At 41.9% G+C, this 19521-nt stretch carries 11 protein-coding genes; 6 read left to right on the top strand and 5 right to left on the bottom strand.

The features are described from left to right. Positions 1 to 28 precede the first annotated feature (28 nt). From JKG64_RS11465 to JKG64_RS11445, 5 genes are read right to left on the bottom strand one after another with little or no spacing between them, the layout of a single operon-like run. Complete coding sequence (locus tag JKG64_RS11465) at positions 29 to 1300, bottom strand: BACON domain-containing protein (protein ID WP_246512571.1); 1272 nt, start codon at positions 1298 to 1300, stop codon at positions 29 to 31. A 15-nt stretch (positions 1301 to 1315) separates the two neighbouring features. After that, positions 1316 to 2218: a BT_3044 domain-containing protein gene (locus tag JKG64_RS11460; RefSeq protein WP_210354451.1), complete on the bottom strand. Its 903-nt coding sequence runs from the start codon at positions 2216 to 2218 to the stop codon at positions 1316 to 1318. Between the two features lie 33 nt (positions 2219 to 2251). Beyond that, positions 2252 to 4306: a RagB/SusD family nutrient uptake outer membrane protein gene (locus JKG64_RS11455; protein ID WP_210354450.1), complete on the bottom strand. Its 2055-nt coding sequence runs from the start codon at positions 4304 to 4306 to the stop codon at positions 2252 to 2254. A 24-nt stretch (positions 4307 to 4330) separates the two neighbouring features. Next, the gene (locus JKG64_RS11450) at positions 4331 to 7459 is read right to left on the bottom strand and encodes a SusC/RagA family TonB-linked outer membrane protein (protein ID WP_246512570.1); all 3129 of its coding nucleotides are present in this window, start codon (positions 7457 to 7459) and stop codon (positions 4331 to 4333) included. An 18-nt stretch (positions 7460 to 7477) separates the two neighbouring features. After that, on the bottom strand, positions 7478 to 8830 hold the full coding sequence (locus JKG64_RS11445) for an IPT/TIG domain-containing protein (RefSeq protein WP_210354449.1): 1353 nt from the start codon (positions 8828 to 8830) through the stop codon (positions 7478 to 7480). A 678-nt stretch (positions 8831 to 9508) separates the two neighbouring features. Between JKG64_RS11445 and JKG64_RS11440 the strand changes: the two genes are divergently transcribed. From JKG64_RS11440 to JKG64_RS11415, 6 genes are all read left to right on the top strand, one after another. Continuing rightward, a complete protein-coding gene (locus tag JKG64_RS11440; RefSeq protein WP_210354448.1) occupies positions 9509 to 10108 on the top strand; it encodes an RNA polymerase sigma factor in 600 nt (199 codons plus the stop codon). 83 nt (positions 10109 to 10191) lie between these two features. Further along, positions 10192 to 11415, top strand: a complete 1224-nt coding sequence (locus JKG64_RS11435; RefSeq protein ID WP_210354447.1) for a FecR family protein — start codon at positions 10192 to 10194, stop codon at positions 11413 to 11415. A 259-nt stretch (positions 11416 to 11674) separates the two neighbouring features. Then, complete coding sequence (locus tag JKG64_RS11430; RefSeq protein ID WP_210354446.1) at positions 11675 to 15271, top strand: SusC/RagA family TonB-linked outer membrane protein; 3597 nt, start codon at positions 11675 to 11677, stop codon at positions 15269 to 15271. 2 nt (positions 15272 to 15273) lie between these two features. Continuing rightward, positions 15274 to 16776, top strand: a complete 1503-nt coding sequence (locus JKG64_RS11425) for a RagB/SusD family nutrient uptake outer membrane protein (protein ID WP_210354445.1) — start codon at positions 15274 to 15276, stop codon at positions 16774 to 16776. Between the two features lie 10 nt (positions 16777 to 16786). Then, complete coding sequence (locus tag JKG64_RS11420; protein ID WP_210354444.1) at positions 16787 to 18163, top strand: zinc-binding metallopeptidase; 1377 nt, start codon at positions 16787 to 16789, stop codon at positions 18161 to 18163. A 1-nt stretch (position 18164) separates the two neighbouring features. Beyond that, entirely contained in the window at positions 18165 to 19490 is a 1326-nt protein-coding gene (locus tag JKG64_RS11415; protein WP_210354443.1) for a DUF4302 domain-containing protein, read from the top strand. Positions 19491 to 19521: the final 31 nt, after the last annotated feature.

Genomic DNA, 19521 nt, shown 5'->3' with positions numbered 1-19521 from the left:
TTGATCTGGGTTAATTATAGGTGATAAATTATTTAACAGTGACGACTACATCATCTATAAAAATACGATTTGTCGTTTTAGGCCAATTGCCGGCACGTTGGTCAAAAGCTCCGCCCAAAAACCAAATCTGAGTCTCTGATGTCGCACCTGTCACGACAAAAGAATATGTCGCTTCTGGAGCTTGCCATGCTGCTCGGCATGCTTCTAGGTTCGAATTCGGACTAGCCACATTCATAACGTCAAACTCTTTTACACTGACTGCTCCTGGTCCATTAACTCCCACTGTAAGCAGGTAATGATCCCCTGTAGCGTATCGTACCGCTTTAAAAGTCACCACTAGATCCTTGGTACGCTGTACATTTTCCAACTTAGGTGATATTAGATCTCCACCATAATTGGTACGTCCTAATTTTACAAACCCTGGACGTGCGTAGATAGAAGCATAATCACCACCATCTTTAGTCGTATTTATTGTACTCGTCCAGCCTTTAGCCAGCTCTTCTGCTTTCCAAGAGCCAATTCTTGTCTCGCCTGTAGTCGCGTTAAATATTTCGCTCCCATAGTTCAACCAACTGAAGTCCTCTTTCAAGACCAAATCTCCTGAAACCTGTAGCTTCTGACCTTTTTGATGGATACTCAACACATTTTCCTGCTGTACACCATCCAAAAAGAACAACATGTTTGCTGTACGTTCTAAGTCAGTATTTTTATCAATGGTCACTTTTACTGGCGTATCCCCTTGACCTTCCATTGGCTCCACTTTAACCCAGTCTGGTTGATCTTCCAACTCCAAGCGCCATTTTCCATTAGCACGCAAGACATAATTTGTCACAGCACCAGCTTCCTCTGATTCCAGTTTAGTCGGCTTTCCATCAAGGTAAATATAAGGCTCCTCATTTTCTCCTTCTCCTGTCCCAGCTGCCTGTTCTATCTTAAGCACGCTATTATGAAGCTGACCATCTACTGTAAAAAAGAGCGTTACATTACGGGCTTCCTGAGCCATATTCTTATTCACCGTCACTGTAAATGTACCGTCACCATTACCTTCCATTGGATCGATCTTTAGCCACTTCTCTTTACGCTGTGGTTCCACCTTCCAGTGACCACTAGATTGCACGGTATAGGTCTCCGAAGAGCCCCGCGAAGTCACCTCCATCTTCGATGGATTGTCCTTTAACATAAACCGGCCCTTCACCTCATTTTCATCTTTACAGGACGTCAATAACATTGTCAGGGATAGGACAAAAGAAAAAACTACTCTTGCCATCACCTTAACTTTATGATAATTAGTCGTTTTCATGGATTCCTTCATTTATTATTTAACCTGCATCTCCACGCGTTCTTTCATCTTACTGTAAGTTTTCCCCCCATCAACCGAATACTGATAAGAGAGCAAGAATACATTCGTTTTCTTACCAAAAGACTCTTCGACCTGAAATATATTCGGATATTTAGGATCGTTATCCAATTGCACAACATGTATAGTCTTATACGGCCTGATGGTCACCCGATTAGATTCATCAATTTCCAATATCATTGAGTTTTTATCAATGTTCGCAAGCTTTGGTTCGAACAATTCATTACCTGCAGTCAACCTTACACTATTATGAGTCAATGGAAAAAGCTTTTTATTGGCCGCAACCGGTATGACGTCATCCTTAACCCCCGTCATCATATACATCGAACTATTCACTTGCGAGGCGTAATCATTCTGAAAAGACACCTGATATAACATCGTACTTTTCTTCGGATTGATCTCGACACCCGACTTATCAACAACCTTCAATCCGATAAAGTATGTCGAATCTGGAGACAGCCCTTCTGGTCTCAATTTAATCATCGTCCTTCCCGTACGCTCACCAGCTTTGATCACCACTTTATCGTCCATAATCTCGTACTTATCCTCAGGCAACAGCCTAGCATAGAGCTCCTCAGCAGCATCAAAATTAGCCCAGTTATATTCCTTTAGCGGTTCGGCATCCTCTTCCAATCCCACGATCAGATCTTTTGCTGGAGCCAATGTACCACCAGCAGAAGCAGCTACAAAGCCAATGATTTCTTCACCTGTCATATGCACCACCTCTTGAAAGACATTGTGATTTTCGCTACTAATCAGGGAAACCTCATTTTTATACATTTCTTTCTCAAACACTTCATTATCCTTGCATGAAGCCAATCCCAACAGGAGTGCAAGAACTGTTATATATCTTCGTTTCATCTGTTATTTCTTTAGTTTTCAGGTACTACTTTTTTAATTATATCCTGGGTTTTGATCCGCAGAAGGCAATCTTCTCATTTCGGCACGCGGGATAGGTACCCAATTCAATCTCTTGTTCACTTCTCTTGTCAAGAAAGATGACGTCCCAGGGATCACACGTCTATAATACGCTTCCTTAGTCGCACCATCTGGATTCATTCCCATAATAGGTTCACGCTCGGTTTCCTCATACATTCCCCAACGACGTACATCGTAAAAACGTCTATTTTCCCACAGAAACTCCACCATACGTTCACGTACAAGCTCTTTTTGAACAGTCGCCGCCGAAGTTAATTGATTTGGAGACAATCCTGGTAGACCTGCACGGTAGCGCACCTGATTGAATGCTTTCTTAATCTCTTCCACATCTCTTGACATCGTATAATCTCTCTCTCCCATCTTGACCGTATGACTACCGTTCAGATTGTTCAATGCCTCAGCGTAAGACAATAAGATCTCCGCATACCGGATAATAGGGTAGAATTTCGGAAGTGTGCGAGCTCCTGTACCAGTTTTTGCATCATACGAGTGAACCCATTTTTTAATAATATATCCAGTAATCGGATAATTAGGTGAGCTCGCAGATACACCACCACGGCCATCAAGGTCCTGAAAATAATACTTCGCAGTATGATTCTGTAATGCAGCATCAGACGTTGACAATGCCTGCCATACGGCTTCGTTAAAACCAACAGAGGCATAAAATCGCATTTCACGATTTGCGTACATTTTATACACACCAGCATTGAGTGGGTATCCAGAGAAAGTTTTAGACTGCTCCGTAAAGAGGTCATTAAAAGTTCCGCCTGCAGGTAGATCGGCTACGCTTTCAAAATAGGTATCACCACGAGCTTCCTGTATGCTACGTCCGTCTTCCATCAGATAAGCATCCACTACTTTCTGCGTTACACAGAAACGCCCCCATCCACCCAGTGTAGGCGGGAAAGCCCCCTGATTGATGTCCGAGTTGATATATGGCGCACTAACTCCCCAGATAAACTCCGGATTAATCGCCGCAACAGACTCACCGGTAAATATATCCGAATAGGATTTAAATGCATCTATACCCAAAGCACCATTAGGATATGATCCATAGAAATTTGGATCCGAAGTTACCCCCGAAGGTAGTTGAGCGGTCATATTGTCTGCAGGAACAGTATATAACTGATACTTTCCCATATCCATAACACGTTTCGCAGCTGCCGCTGCCACGGCCCATCTACTCTCATCGTACTGCTGTGATACATAATGGACCCCATCAGTCTTACGTGTCCAGCTTCCGAAGTAAGAGCGCGCCGCATTACCTCCATTATACAAAGGACTAGCATGTATCAAACGTAGACGAGCGATCATAGCAAAAGCAGCACCTCGAGTAGGTCGTCCAAAATTCAAAAGACCGACATCAGGAGGCATTAGTGTACCCGCTTTCTCAAATTCTGCGCAGGTATACTCCATGGCCTCATCATAGGTAGATCTCGGACGGTCATAGTATTCCATACTTTCATTGGTATTTACAACCTCATCGCCCAATAAAATAGGAGGACCGTAATCCACTAAGATATTGTAATAAGCATAAGCTCTGATAAAACGGGTATACCCCTCTATACGAAGTCTATCTGTCGAAGTGATATCCTTTGGTTTTTGCAGATTCTGCAAGATTAGATTACACTTACGGATTATTTTGTAATAATTGCCCCATTGATTAAGCCCACCAAATTTATCTGGAGTGATATTCCCTGTTGCAAAATCCATCCCATAATAGATATTCGTAGTTCCAGCCCCCGTCAAGCCGTTAAAGCCCTCATCTGTAGCCATCGGCCCCGGCGTATAGTTTCCTCTTATCGTTCTGGATTCGTCTGGAAACATAGCTGCCGCTCCCCACATATAAGCTTCCATATTCCGCGCATTACTAAAAGCGGAGTCTATATTAAATTCATCATCGAAATAATTATCGATATTCAGGTAATCCTTACAGGATGTCACCAGAAAAAACAGTTGAATAATAAAGGCCGCTTTCACTATTCTCTTTATGATTATTGACGTCTTCATATCGTTGATCTATATCTAATCGTATTAAAAATTAACATATACCTGCACCGAATAAGTGGATGGTATTGGATATTTACGCCCATTCCAGGCAGCCTGTTCAGGATCAAATATTTTGACATTATCCCAGATGTACAGGTTATTGCCTACAAACTGTAGATCCATAGATTTAACCCCTACGCGCTTAAGAAAATTAGGGTTAACCCGATAATTAACCGTTAGTTCCTGTAGTCTTATGTAGCGTGCATCATCCTTCCAGAATGTAGACAACTGGGTATTGTTTTCATTTTTACCGTACTGCAAACGAGGAAAACGGGCATCTGGATTTTCCGCTAGAGACAGGTCCATTCCCTCCTGCAAAGCATATTCGCGAGGTATCCAACGGTTGGCAGGATCATTGGCCAACGTAATTACATTCCCTTCACTACCATTATAGAATGGCATATAACCCTTGCCATTGATCTCTGTTACATTCTTGTACGTTTTAGGCATTCCCACATAGTAGAATGGTGTACTACCTGTTCCCTTAAACAAGACCCCTACCGATAGGTTCTTGTAACGAAATTCACCACCAAACCCGAACATCATTAATGGGTAATCGTTATGTGTCAATGGCACTTTATCCAACGAGTTGATCACCCCATCACCGTTTACATCTTTATATTTAATATCACCGGGCAATACTGTTCCAAAAGTTTGTTTGGGGCTATACTTGACATCATCTTCATCCTTAAACAAACCGAGAGCCTGATAACCACGGATAGAACCATAAGGGAATCCGTTGTACTCTAGGTATGAATACTCCATATAAGGCTGTTCCCAGTTCTGCACCATGTTTTTAGAGTAGGTAAAATTACCCCGCACCGTAAATCCCATATCTTGATTTATCTGCATATTGTAACTAATATTACCATCTGCTCCAGCGCTCCACATCCGTCCCACATTAGCCCAAGGGTTGGAAATAACCCCTACATATTCAGGCACCTGTACACGAGGCTGGAAGATACCATTACGCTGATCTTTAAAGAAGTCTACAACAAAGTCAATTTTGTTATTGAATAATTTCCCTTCAATTCCCAAATTTGACTTAATCGATCTTTCCCAAGCTAGATTATCAGCCCCTATACGGGTCTCGGTTATCGTTTCCACAGCTCCAGCTCCCCATACATTGCTGAAATACTGGTCCGCTTTTGTCAGGTATGGGAATCGGACACCGTCAATAATACGGTCATTACCTACTGTACCATAAGAAGCTCTGATCTTAAAATAATCCAACCAAGGAGCTTTCTCCTGTACATACTTATAGCCCGTCGGCACCCAACCTAAAGCTACAGAAGGGAAGAAACCATATTGACGTCCAGGCTGAAAGTTTTCCGACCCCGTATATCCAAAGTTGACATCCAATAAATACGTATCTCTGAATCCATAAGTCAAGCGGCTGGACACCCCTTGGTAGCGTTCTGGAATAGCCGTAAGGTTATTTGTTGCATATTTAGTGTCTTTAGAGTCACTCATATAATAATAAAGCAATGCTGACGTACGGTGATCTTCTCCGAATTTCTGATCATAGTTAAGTGTAGTTTCGAAATGGTATTTACGAAACTGTCTTAATGCTTTACCGTAGATCGCTGAACGCTCCTGCACCGTTTCCTTCATAATAAGGGACCCGTCATAATTACGACCCATCGCTTGATAAAGAGCCGGTTGCACCCAACGACGCTCGTCAAAATTACTATGAATATCATACGCTCCCTGCATGCGGAATTTAAGACCATCTAATAGGTTAGTAAGATCTTGATCTATAGCGAGCGTAGTCTTACCTTTATACCACTCCTCCGAAGCACGGCCTGTACGATTGATCAATACATAAGGCGATGAAAGCTCCCCTCCTCCTGCCGCAGGAAACAAACCATTAGAATATTTTGTAGGAACTGACAGTGGGGTCAGACTAGATTGTGCCCCCCATATATAATCTGTATTCGAGATGCCCGGCTGTAACAGTCTGGATAAATACCCGTCCGACCCCAGATATACTTTGGTCGTTTTAGTTAGGTTCAAATCCAAGTTTACACGATAATTATAGGTATTGAATCCTACATTAGAACTATAAGGGCTATTTTTATCTACTTTATAGGCAGCCGTTTCACTCTTACCACCAAGACTCAAGAAGTAACGTGCGATTTCCGATCCACCACGTCCTGAGGCATAATAACTCTGACGCCAGAAGCTATTGTTCAAGATCTCCTTCTGCCAATCGACATCGGGGTACATATCCGGGTCTAGCCCATGCTCAATAATCCCCAATTCAGTAGGGTTATATATCGGTGATTCTCCACGCGAGAAAGCTGCTTCATTAGCTAACTTTGCATAGTCATAAGCACCTAGATATTTAGGCAACCTATTTAGCGTAGAGAGTGTAGAGTTAGCTCGTGCAGTAATCTGTATACGGTCTACCGTCCCCCTTTTAGTGGTTATCAAAACCACCCCATTCGCACCACGCACACCATATACCGCTGTAGCCGACGCATCTTTCAAAATAGAGAAGCTTTCGACGTCTGCTGGATCAATTGTATTCAGGTCTCCTTCCAATCCATCGATAAGTACTAGAGCGCTACTATTAGCTCCAAATGTACCGATTCCACGTATCCAGAAATCGGCAATATTAGCACCTGGCTCTCCGGACGTCTGCATTGAGATCACTCCTGCAGCTCGTCCACCCAAGAGATTAGACATCGATGGTGCTGGACTCTGCAACTGCTTGACATCTACCGTGGTGATGGCTCCGACTGAACTAATTTTCCGTTGCGTAGCTCCCAGTCCGACAACTACCACCTCTTCCACATCAAGACTTTTGTCTGCAAGCTTAATACTCAAATTAGCTTCAGACTTTGTAACGAGATGCTCTATCGATTCGTAACCTACATAACTGAACACCAACATATCGCCATATATCGCTTTAATGCTGAATTTTCCGTTCTGATCGGTAGACGCTGCTCCTGCCGGCCTATCCTTTATATATACAGAAACACTTTGTACAGGTACACTTTTTTCATTGACAACAGTACCTGTAATTATCAATTCTTCTGTTTGTTGTGCAAATACCCCCGTAAACCATAGGCATAGCGGTAGCATACACAGAATGTAAATAATCCTCATGATATAGAATTAGGTTAATTATTCAATAACTAGTTTGCGAATTCGCGAGTTACCATAGTCAGCAATATAGATTTCTCCCTGTTCGTTGACTGCTACTCCCCACGGTTCATTGAACATAGACTCCAACGGACCACCATCTCTATAGCCTTTTACCTTAGGCTGACCTGCTACAGTCGTAACGATTCCATCGGCAGACACCATACGGATACATTGATTGCCCGAATCTGCTATAAACATATTACCAGCATTATCAAACTTAATATCCTTTGGATAGTTGAATATTGCGTCTTCGATCGGTCCGTCCCGATGGTCACTACCGCCTGTACCGTTCACACGACGGAATCCTTTTCCGATATGCTCCGGACGTAAATCCAACACCATAAGTCCCTGACGGTATTCTATCGGACTAGCATTCGAGTGGAGTGTCATCCACAGCTCCCATGGTTTGGCCGGATTGATCCCTTGTCCATACTGCGATCCATATGGCCATGTAGATCCTGCTGCTTTTGATCCTTTATGAACCAGTGTCGCTTCGTACGTATCTGGATGTATCTTGATCACACTTCCATCCCGCGAGCGGCTGTAGAGATAACCATCATATGGGCTGAAAGTAATAAAGTTCATATATTGATCCCCATTGGGTATACCGTGAGCCTGGGCAAATTTGGCATTACGCTGACGGGGATACCAACCTTCGATAGGATCAAATGAGAAAAATGTTTCAACAACAGACTCATGCGAGACCGTCATTACTCCAGTCTTTCTATCCACTGTAACTCCATTCGCATAAGGATAGGGACTTTCCTTTACCTGATACATAGCCGTAACCAAGTTTTCCTTTTCACTGACACGCCCGACACCAAATTTTGCGTTATCTTTACCATCCCGCCAGGTCATAAATAGATTACCCTCAGCGTCCAGCTCCAAATATTTAGCACAAACGCGCGCCTGATCTAGCGTACCCGCAATAAATTCACGAGAGCCTGTTCCTGTAACTGTCGTCACTTGCGCTTGTACATGATAAGCGAATGTATTATCATATACGACGGAATCCTTACCAATTACTACCGATATCTTTGGATTGTCTCCTGGCAAACGCGGAACGATAGCATAAACACGACCTCCACTAGCTGAAACTACGGCTGCTTTGGCGTTGTTAAAATAAACTTTGATTTTCTTAGGATCAGAACCAAAATTCTCACCATTCAATAGAATTTTGTCTTTTGCCCCACCTTCTGCAGGGTAAAATGAGGTCAACACGATCGGCTTATTAGGATCATGCTCACTCTGTGTTGTTGCAGCATCTTCTTTGCAAGAAGAAAAAAGCAGCAACAATAACAAAGGAAATGCTAATAGATTACTTTTTTTCATAACATATATGGGGTTAATTATGCTCAAAGGTTAGGGAGTAAGCTTCATTTCCAAAATGACTCTGGACAAAAAAGAAACAAAACAAAAACTTCTCAATAAAATCCGAAACTATCAGAAACATACAATACAAGTTAATATCAGTTTGTGGTGTTATATTTTTAACGCTGCAAAACTACACAGCCCCCCAACAAAAGCCCAATAAAGGCGATTACTATATCTTTAACCTTATGTTAAGTTTAGATGAAGACCTCGATTGAGATTCAGAATACGTGAGCAACAAGAAACAAAACGAAACAAAGCAACTTTTTCAGATAAAGGGAGCTACTCCACGCTGAGCAATTCGATAGAGATCATTTTGCTTACACAGAAAAGGTCAGCTAAGGGGCAGAACAAGGCATTGCACAGAGCGAGATGAATAAAATTATCTTAGAGAAAATCGAAGAGCTCACCTTATATATTATACAGCAGGACAAGGATATCGAACAGTTAGAGCAGCATGCGAAGACAAATGAAATTAAACAACAAGCAATCTGTTATCAACGGATTGCTTATCGTTTTATAAAAACCAGGAATAGTACGTCGTGTGAAAACATTCCCTACAAGAGGCAGAGAACCGGTCTTTCTACGAACTCTTTTATTATAAGCGAAAATAAAACTATCTTTATAATAAACTAAGTTATGAATAGCGCGGGGCAAGTAGATAAAAATATATTGATAGAGTTAAAAAAAGGCGATTACTTATCGTTCAAAAAGATCTATCATGCTTATGCACAGCGACTCTATTCATTTGTCTTCAAACTGGTAAAAGATGTCGATCTTGCAGACGATGTCTTACAACTCACTTTTGTCCGTATCTGGAATAACCGGGAGCATATCGATGAGGAAAAGCTATTTGATGCTTATATCTTCCAGATCGCTTCAAACCTCTGCATTGATACACTCCGTCAGATTGCCCAGCAAGAACGTAAGAAACAACACCTGTACCAACAGATGAACGAACTAGCACTATCGGTAGAAGAACAGTTTTTAATTAAGGAAAAAGCGACACTAATTGATCAGCTATTAGACTCCCTTCCTCCCCAAAGACGTTTAATCTTTATGCGCTGCAAGTTAGAGGGCTACTCCTACCAAGAAGTCGCTGACGAACTGGGGATTTCTACATCGACAGTAAGCAATCAACTGGTCATGGGTGTTAAGACCTTGCGTGAAGAGTTCAGCAAACACAAAGACATTATTATTTTAACAGTCTTAATACCAAATATTTACAGCTTTTTTTAAAAAAACACACTTCTCCAATAGTGTGTTTTCATCTTTCATTTCGTATTCCTATTAAATTAACTTTTGTTAAACCTTAATTTGTTATGCCACTAACCACGGAGTTTAAACATAATGTAGTACGTTTTCTATCCAATCAATTGGACCAGCATCCCTTAGAAGCTTTTCTAAAAGAGCTGCAACATGTCGATAAGGATGAGCTGGTCGCTTTCCTAACAACATTGGGACTAGACGATTCTGATTGGGAACAAATTGCAGATCAAAGACCCCAGTTATGGCACGGAAAACTGAACAAGCTGTGGGAGAATATTGACATAGCAACGGCATCTGGAACAGTACCAACGTCCACCTTATCTCCCAAGAAAAACAAGCGTACTCTACAATTCCGCATCTGGACCGGTGTAGCAGCCACGCTCTTGACCGTCTTTGGGCTTTATTGGTACCTGACTGCCCCTCCCTCTCCTGAGGAATTACCACTCACTTCACCGGCGACAGTCTATTCTTCAGAAAATATTTCTAAAATTACGCTACCGGATGGAAAGGTTGTCGTAATACAGGAAAATATGCCCGGCACCGTATATCAAGATGAGGATATCCATATCGTTCAATCCGAAACAGGAGAACTAAAATTGCTGTATACAAACGAAGGTCAGCAACAGGCTAACCAACAGATGAATAGAATCCATACCTCTAAAGGCGGATTTACCAAGTTTTTATTGGAAGATGGTACCAAGGTGTATTTAAATTCAGAATCGACACTTCGTTTCCCTTTGGCATTTAAGGCCGGAAAACGCGAAGTATACCTTGAGGGAGAGGGATATTTTGAAGTGGTAAAGAATCCTGCAGCCCCTTTTGTCGTGCATACTGCAAAACAGGCTATAGAAGTACTGGGAACCACATTTAATATCAAATCTTATGCAGAAGAAAACACAATGGCGACCACCCTTATTGAAGGTACCGTCAAAGTACGTCTAGAAGATACTCCTACCCCTACGAGTGTTATGCTCAGACCGGGGGAACAGGCGACCGTTCATAGCCAACAGATCCAGGTGCAACCTGTACGAACAGAAGAATATGTAGGCTGGATCCAGAATCGGTTTATTTTCTCAAGAGCTCCCTTAGAGGAAGTCTTGCGCGATATTGAGCGTTGGTACGATATTGAGTTCGTCCACAAGGGAGCTATCCCTCCAATCCTAATTGAAGGTAGCCTGTCAAAAAATGTAGCTTTAGATCAGCTGCTGACAGTATTATCTGTAAATACGTCCTATAAGTTTTCAATGAAAGGAAGGAGGATATTTATGGACATGTAAACTCTACTTTGTCCTTAGTTATATAAAGAACCAAGGGTGGTTGCAACACCCTTGGAACATAAGCTAAGGTTTTCACACTGAATAAGTAAACAGAATAACTAACCTTATTGTACAAATATAAAGATATCAATGGATTTGGTATCCTGTATTTGTGCGATCCAATTAAATAATTATGGAAGATATAACAGTATCCACTGTTCCATTTCACCGAAAAAATAGTAAAAAGATAGATTTCACCCGTTCTATTAGTTTGATCTGTATGCGATTAACATTTTTTATATTTCTGTGTATTAACTTACAGGCTATGGGCAACAGTATGGCTCAACATGTTAGCTTGTCGCTTAAGAACGTCCCGCTGAAGCAGGCGCTTAATGAGGTACAAAAACAAACGACTTATGATTTCTTTATCAATGCGGCATACTTAAGTAAAGCAAAGACAGTTTCCATAGAACTAAAAAACACGCCTATACAGCAGGCATTGGATGCCATATTTGCACAGCAACCTTTCGGTTATAGCCTGAATAACAAAATCATAACAATCGCTCCAAGGAAAGCCCCCCCTGTTGACGAAACAACAAAACGTTCGCAAGCGGCACAACAGCTTGAGATGTCGGGAAAGGTCGTTGATGAACAGGGAAAACCGGTTGCTGGTGCCACCGTTACTGAGGTCGGGGGGCCCCTGACAACAATTACCGATGGTAATGGAGACTTCCATATCCGGGTACAGGGGCGAAATGCTAGCATACGCATCAATATGCTTGGCTATAATGTTGTAACACGCCCTTATCAAGATGCTCCACTTCGGGTTGTATTAGTTTTAGGTGACAACGAAATGGAAGAAGTCGTCGTCACAGGGTTTCAGAATATCAGCAAAAAGCTATTCACGGGTGCTTCTGCTTCGGTAAAAATGGAAGACACAAAGATCGAGGGGATGACAGATATCGGACGTATGCTGGAAGGCCGTGTTGCAGGTGTTTCCGTACAGAATGTCTCCGGAACCTTCGGTTCTGCTCCCAAAATACGGGTCCGTGGGGCCACCTCAATTACTGGAGATAACAAACCATTATGGGTCGTTGATGGTGTCGTATTAGAGGATATCGTAAATATCTCCAACGATCAACTGTCAAGTGGTGATGCACTGACCTTAATTGGTTCTTCGGTCGCAGGGATCAATGCCGAGGATATCGAATCTTTCGAAATCCTGAAAGATGCTTCAGCAACAGCTTTGTATGGTGCACGTGCGATGAATGGTGTAGTGGTCATCACCACCAAAAAAGGAAAAATTGGTGCACCTATGGTAAACTATACAGGAAATTTCTCTACCTACCTAAAACCTTCCTATTCTACGTTCAACATCATGAACTCTGCAGATCAGATGTCTGTATACTCTGAAATGGACCGTAAGGGATTGCTTAATCTCGCACCGGCACTTCGTAAAGCGAATGGTGGGGTTTACACCAAAATGTACAACCTTATTAACACATATGACGAGTCTACAGGAAAATTTCTCCTGGAGAATACAACCGAAGCTAGAGAACAATTTTTGAGCCGCTACGCTAAAGCCAATACCAATTGGTTTGACGTCTTATTCCGTAACTCCTTTGTACAGGAGCATTCCATCTCCATATCATCAGGGACCGATAAAGCCAGTCATTATTTTTCGGGCAGTTATTACAACGATAATGGCTATACTATTGCTGATAATGTAAAACGGTTTACTGGCAACATGCGTTCGGAATATAAAATCGGGGACCGTGTAACGGCTGGTGTTATTGTAAATGGCTCCTTACGGGATCAGAAAGTTCCTGGAACGTTAGCACGGGAGAATGATGTCGTACGCGGTGAATATACACGTAACTTTGATATCAATCCCTATTCTTATGCTTTAAATACGAGTCGCACACTTACTCCATATGATGAAAATGGCGATCTTGAATTTTTCACCCGTAACTACGCACCATTTAATATCATCCATGAACTGGAGAACAACAAGATCCAAGTCAACATGGTAGACTTTAAAATTCAGGGAGAACTGGGAGTAAAGATCCTTAAAAATCTAGAATATAAAGCATTAGGATCAGTACGCTATGTAAAGAGCAGCAGAGAGAATATGATTACTGAATATTCGAATATGTCAGGGGCCTATCGTGCTGCCAACAACTCTACAATCCGGGATCGCAACAACTTCTTGTACAATGACCCCGACAAACCGTATCAGGAGAAACAGATTGTGCTGCCAGAGGGAGGTTTCTATCTACGTGGCGATGATATGTTAAAGAGCTACTATGGCCGTCACACCCTGCAGTACAAGACAGATTTCTTGGATGGCCATCGGATCAATGCGTTTGTAGGACAGGATATCCGTTTTGCAGACCGCCAGAATAGCTATAACAACGGATATGGTTACCAGTATGACAAAGGAGGCGTTCCTTTCACTGATTACCGTATTGTCAAACAGATGCTAGAAGGAAACTATAATTACTTTGGCATGGACTACAACTATGATCGGTTTGTTTCATTCTTTGGAAATGTACAATACGATTATAAGAGCCGTTATGTATTCAGCTTCTCTAGCCGCTACGATGGTTCTAACAAGATGGGAAATACACGCAAGTCAAGATGGTTACCTACCTGGACGTTTTCCGGTGCCTGGAATATAGACGAAGAACCTTTTATGAAGGACGTCGAGGCCATATCCATGTTAAAACTCCGTGGTACCTATGGTCTAACGGCCAATATTGGAAATGCGCGCAACTCGACAGCAATCTTTAACAATACCCAGACCAACAGGCCGTATGTTTCAGAGATTGAATCCAAAATCGTAATCTCAGCTTTAGAGAATGCCGAACTGACCTGGGAAAAACAATACGAGACCAATGCAGGACTTGATCTAGGAATATTCCGAAATAGATTCACATTATCTGCAGATTATTTCCACAGAAATGGCTTTGAGTTAATCAATACCGTACGTACTTCTGGTATCGGTGGTCAAGCGACCAAGTCGGCAAATTATGCGGACATGACTTCCAACGGGATAGACATCACCATGGGTATGAGCTGGTTCCGCGAATCGGACTGGAAGTACCGTACCAATTTTACCCTGGGCTATGTTAAGAATAAAATCAAAAACCTTCGCAGCTTACCTCGGATCTTTGATTTAGTTATTCCTGAAGGAGGACCAAAAATAGGCGGGCCAGTTAGAGGTTTATATTCGGTCGCATTTGAAGGGCTAGATCCATTGACCGGAGTTCCGACTTTCATCGATCATAATGGTTCGCTAAACCCACATGTATACCTACAAAGCACCAATACAGACTATCTGAAAATGGAAGGCTCTGTAGACCCACTCTATACAGGTGGTTTATCCAATGTGGTTTCCTACAAGGGTGTTACACTAAATGTCTTTGTAACCTACCAGTGGGGCAATAAGATCCGTCTGGACAGGGTATTCAAAAGCGAATACAGTGATCTGGATGCCACCCCTAGAGAATTTTTAGATCGCTGGACAATGCCTGGCGATGAAGCGACCACCAATATTCCATCTATTATTGATGGGCAGATAAAAGAATTCTTGGGCAGTACCTATCCTTATAATAACTACAATTTCTCAACAGAAAGAGTGGTGGATGGTTCTTTTGTTCGGTTAAAAACAATTGCATTAAACTACCAGTTACCAGCGCATATCAGCTCCTATCTTAAAGTGAAGTCACTTTCTACAGCCTTTAATGCGAACAACATCTGGTTGATCTATGCAGACAAAAAATTAAAAGGTCAGGATCCGGAGTTTTTCAATTCAGGCGGGGTAGCCAATCCCATGCCTAAACAATTTACATTAACCTTAAAAATCGGAATCTAGAGATGAAAAAGAATCGTTATATATATACTATCACGCTCTGCGCATTAGCGTTGGGTTTTTCAAGCTGCCAAAAGTACTTGGACACTCTACCCGATCAGCGTACCATTCTGAACAATGGCGAAAAGCTGTCTGAGCTATTGGTTTCGGCTTACCCTTCTGGCAACTATATCACCTTTTGTGAAGCTATGGGGGACAATGTCACCGACAACTTTGGAATGACCACCAACGATGAGATCAATACCAATAGCTATGCCTGGATGGATGTAAATGCAGTAGGTCAGGATTCGCCGATCTATTATTGGAATAATGCATATCGCGCCATAGCAGCGGCCAACGAGGTTCTAAAAGCAATCCAAGAAGCTGGAGATCCAGCAAACTATGCCGCCAAGAAAGGAGAAGCCTTGGTCGCACGTGCATATGCCCATTTTATGTTGGTCAACTTATTTTCCAAATTTTACGATCCAGCTACCGCTAGTTCTGATTTGGGTATTCCATATGTAGAAGTCCCTGAAACCGTGGTTTGGAAAAACTACGAACGGAATACAGTAAGTACCGTATACGAAAAGATTGAGCGTGATCTAACGGCAGGTCTGCCGTTGATCGTGGACAACTATAAAGTGCCATCATACCACTTTACAAGAAAGGCAGCCCATGCTTTTGCTGTTCGTTTTTACTTGTTCAAAGGCGATTATCCTAAAGTTGTGGCTCATGCAGGCTTTGCATTTCCGGAAGGAAACATTGAAGCAAACATGCGTGATCTCAATGGAAAATATGCGACCTTTGGCTCCGAGGAATTTGCTCGGACCTACACACAGTCTACAGAACGGGCTAACCTTCTGATTGCGGAGACCACCTCTTGGTGGGCACGTCGCTTTCGTCAATACCGTTATTCAACAACATCGGCATTGATGAACGAGATTACCCGAAATACAGTGGCCGGCGCACTGACCGCGATCCGCACCTGGTCTATCAGTAGTCAGTCCTACTATACCCGCAAGTCCATGGAGCACTTTGTACGAAACAGCATCAATGCAACGACGGGTGTAGGGTACAATATGGTACCTTTATTCACCACAGAAGAGGTCTTATTGAGTCGTGCCGAAGCCTATGCCAATTTAGGGCAGTATGAAGAAGCGATGAATGATTTGAACGGTTATGCCAAAAACAGAATTAAGCCTGCTGATTATAACGGAACACGCGTGATTGATAAAAACAAAATCCGAACCTTTTTCTATAAAGATCTTACGGAGGATGAATTCACAGATGCAAACCTAAAAGCAGGATTAATCCAATCTTGTTTACAGTTCAGACGTGCCGAGTTCATGCATGAGGGATTACGTTGGTTTGATATTCTACGCCACAAAATACCAGTGACACATGCCGTATACAATAGTTCTTCTATTACATTGGCTCCCAATGATCTAAGACGTGTATTACAACTTCCTGATGAAGTACGCCTGTCTAATATCGAGCTGAATCCGCGACCTAGTACTGATAATGAATAATTTATATGTTATGAAAATCAATAAATTAATTAATTATATTTTTCTTTTTACCCTATCCCTTTTTACCCTTTCATGTGCTAAAAAGGATGACCTTGACAAGGATATCGTAGGCCTTGGTGGGGAGAAATGGGTAAAGAATGAAATTGACCAATATATCTACCAGCAATTTACAAAGCCCTATAACATCGACGTTCTGTATCGCTGGAATGCTTCTGAAGTAAGTTTTGTAAACAATCTGGTTCCGCCAAAAGAGGATAAAGTTATTCCTGTAATGGAGATGATTATGAAGGGATGGATTGAGCCTTATGTAGAAATAGCTGGAGAAGATTTTATCAAGAAATTTGCTCCCCGCCAATATCTGTTAGTGGGCAGCCCCGAGTATAACTCTTCCGGAACAATTACATTGGGTACGGCCGAAGCAGGAGCAAAAATTGTCCTTTATCGGGTCAATTGGTTCGATGTAAAAGACCGTGCATTGGTACAGGCAATGCTAAAAACCATACACCATGAGTTTGCACACATCTTACACCAGACTGTAATGTACCCTAAGGAATTTGAAGCCATTACAGCGGCCGATTACACCTCGACCTGGAATCAGGTGAATGTCGCTGATGCTCGCAAAGCTGGCTTTATTTCTTCATATGCGATGTCCGGACCAGATGAAGACTTTGTAGAAATAGCGTCGATTATGCTGACACAAGGCTATGAACCCTTTGAAGAGATTATCAAATCCATCACTGATCCACAGGGAGTAGAAAAAATACGTCAGAAACAACAGGTTGTATTGAATTATTTCAGACAGACCTGGAATATTGACCTGTATGCACTGCAGCAGAAAACAGAAGCAGCAATCAATAAGCTCTCTCCTCCACCGAGTGCATTCGAACAGCTTGGATTTGAACGATCTTCCTCTGTACTGTTCACGTCCAATACCACTGATATTCCCAATTGGTCTCCCTTGTTTAAAGAGACTTTTGAAAAAGCATCAGCTTCTTTGGGAACTTATGGCAATGTAGGACGATACCTTGAGGATGTAAATGTCATCTATTACAACAAAAACAATATGATGCTCCGGTTAAAATATAAGAATCCAAACTCACCGACTTCTATCTATAACGCGGATTTCAAATTTAACTATGTAGAGAATGCCAATACGAAGAAGACAACTTTTGCATTTGTAGGGACTTCAACAGATCTAAATTCGACTGCTGGTGGCAATGCAAATGCTGTACTACCCTATCTGCGCGAAATGATCAATTATTTTGATGGTAAGACATTCCACTTCTCTTGGTCCAATGATGGTATTTACCCGACCCCATATGCCAAGATGCGAAGAGATGATAATCCAGAAAATTATATGTATGGTTTGTTAAAAAATAGTTATTAAGATGAATTTAAGAAAAATACATAGTCTCCTGTTTGTGGTCCTACTTGTTTCACTTTTTGCTTGCAAAAAAGAAGACGACCCAATCCTGGAGGATCCAGATAGTCGACTGAATACCTACCTGGAAAAGAGTTTACAGACTCTCACAGAAGCCCCGTATGGCTACAAAGCTACCTTATTTACAAGGGCAGAAAAGACCTTTGCTTTTTTTATGCAATTCGATAAAGACGGCCGTGTAAATATGTTGTCTGATTTTGATGGAAACTCGGCAGTGAAGTTACAATCCAGCAGTTATCGCCTAAAAGCGTTACAACGTCCAAGTGTAATTTTTGACACCTACAATTACATCTCCATGCTAGCCGATCCTCAGGGATCAGTCAATGGAGGAACTAATGGTCAAGGTTTGTTTGGTGACAATGATTATAGCCTTCTGAAATTCAGCGGTGATACGGTAGGATTAATCGGGAATAAAAACACGTCTCAGCTTCTTCTCATAAAAGCAACGGAAGCTGAACAAAAAAGCTTTCTTGAGGGTGGCTTAGGACAGTCAAGACAGCTATTGACTACGTTTATGAATAGTCATAAATATCCTTACATATTGGTCGACAATAAAAAAATAGCACTTGCTATCGATCAGACAAGTCGCCAGGTAACCTTGAGCTGGCTCGAAGCAGATGGTACGACCATTACTAATCTGTCTTCGTCCTTTTTTTATACCCCCGAGGGGATAGTATCCACTTTCTTGAAGATTGGGGGAAATTTAATAGAAGAATTCAAATGGGATAATGAAAAGAAAACCTACCTAGTGACCGTTGGCGGGCAACAGATCGAGGTACAGGCCAATCCAACACCGGTTTTCCCACTTATTCTACAATTTGGTTTCAAAAAGACATACTCTATCATTGGCACCAGCAATAATACACTGCCAGATGGTGTAAACTCGACTTTCAACAACCTTTGGAAAACAGTTAATACTAACTTTACAAGCTCTGGACGGGCCATCCGATATATAGAATTTAAATTGATATCGGAAAATCAGGCGACCTTAACGGTGTATTACTCATCAGGTACGACAAATTATATAGCAGATATGTCTTTTACATACACCATTAACCAGAACGTACTGAGACTCACCGATCCAAAGCGAGATTTCTCCAACGGAAACTGGACTTCACGTTTGGCACAGCTTAGTGTATTAGAAGATTACATTCTGAAAGGTCCTTTTGTAATTGACTGGGTAAGTAGTAGTTCATCGAAAGTTACAGAACCTCTAGGCGGACTATCTCCTCAGAGCAATGCTGGTGACTTTTTCTACGGCTATTTAAAATAGTTTATAAACATCAAAAATTGAGTATTAAGAC

Source organism: Sphingobacterium tabacisoli (assembly GCF_017908035.1).
In the GTDB taxonomy this organism is placed as follows: Bacteria; Bacteroidota; Bacteroidia; order Sphingobacteriales; family Sphingobacteriaceae; genus Sphingobacterium; species Sphingobacterium tabacisoli.
The sequence above is the reverse complement of the archived record's forward strand: the minus strand, read 5'-3'. Positions and strand labels throughout refer to the sequence as shown.